The organism is Actinomadura sp. 3N508 (assembly GCF_044326375.1).
GTDB lineage: Bacteria > Actinomycetota > Actinomycetes > Streptosporangiales > Streptosporangiaceae > Spirillospora.
In genome coordinates this window covers 1-1421 of the sequence record NZ_JBIRAX010000036.1, presented here as the reverse complement: position 1 = coordinate 1421, position 1421 = coordinate 1, and the positions used below count along the sequence as shown (strand labels likewise).

The following is a 1421-nucleotide window of genomic DNA, read 5'->3' as shown; positions in this document are numbered from 1 at the left end:
GGTTGCGTCCACGGAGGTGGTGTACGAGTTTCCGCAGGTGAAGAGCGTGGCGTCGTGACGTGAGACGGCCACCGCGTAGATCCTTCGAGATGGATGATCAAGAACGAAGGAGAGGAACGCGGTGGCCGTGGACAACAGTGTGGACCCTGCCGAGTGGATTGCCGAGCAGATCGGGGCGTGTGAGCCGGATCTGTTGCGGTCGATGGTCAAGGCGATGGCCGAGGCGTTGATGTCGGCCGAGGCCGACGTCGTCTGCGGTGCCGGTTACGGCGAACGCTCCGACGGGCGGGTCAATCGCCGCAACGGCTACCGGTCCCGCGATTGGGACACCCGCGCCGGAACAGTGGAGCTGGCCATCCCCAAGCTGCGGTCGGGGTCCTACTTCCCCGAGTGGCTGCTGGAGCGGCGTCGGCGGGCCGAGCAGGCCCTGGTCAGCGTGGTGGCCACCAGTTATCTGCTGGGCGTCTCGACGCGGCGGGTGGACAAGCTGGTGGAACAGATGGGCATCAAGGGCATCTCCAAAAGCCAGGTCTCGGAGATGTCGAAGGTGCTGGACGCGCAGGTGGCGGCGTTCCGCAACCGCCCTTTGGAGGGCGGGCCGTATGCGTTCGTGTGGGTGGACGCCTTGACCCAGAAGGTCCGTGAGGGCGGCCGCATCGTCAACGTGCACGTGCTGGTGGCCACCGGCGTCAACGCCGACGGGCACCGCGAGATCCTCGGCATCGAGGTGACCTCGGCCGAGGACGGCGCCGGGTGGCTGGCGTTCCTGCGCGGGCTGGTCGCCCGCGGCCTGACCGGTGTCCAACTGGTCATCTCCGACGCCCACGCCGGCCTGGTCGAGGCCATCGGATCGACCCTGCCCGGCGCGGGCTGGCAGCGGTGCCGGACGCACTACCTGCGCAATCTGCTGACCAGGGTGCCCAAGGCGGCGCAGCCGTGGGTGGCGACGCTGGTGCGGACCATCTTCGACCAGCCCGCTGCCGAGGAGGTCCATGCCCAGCACGCCCGCGTGGTCGCCTCGCTGGAGACCAAGCACCCTGACGCCGCCGAGCACCTGGATGTCGCCCGCGACGATCTGCTGGCCTTCACCGCTTTCCCGCGGCAGCTGTGGCGACAGATCTGGTCCAACAATCCCCAGGAACGCCTCAACAAGGAGATCCGGCGGCGCACTGACGTGGTCGGGATCTTCCCCGACCGGGCCGCGATCGTCCGGCTGGTCGGCGCGGTGCTGATGGAACAGACCGATGAGTGGACTGAAGCCCGCCGCTACATGGGCCTGGAATTCCTGGCCAAAGCACGCTTGCGGGTGATCGAAGACACCACACCCGACCCCAAGATCGACAAGCGAGAACTCACCGCTTAACCTGCAGAAACAGGATCACGCGGAGGCGACTCTTACACCACTCCGCTGGACGTGACCG

At 67.3% G+C, this 1421-nt stretch carries 1 protein-coding gene; it reads left to right on the top strand.

The annotated features are described in order from the left end of the window. Positions 1-121 precede the first annotated feature (121 nt). Positions 122-1363 (top strand): IS256 family transposase, encoded by a 1242-nt coding sequence (locus tag ACH34S_RS41910; protein ID WP_395958511.1) that lies wholly within the window; start codon positions 122-124, stop codon positions 1361-1363. Positions 1364-1421 lie beyond the last annotated feature (58 nt).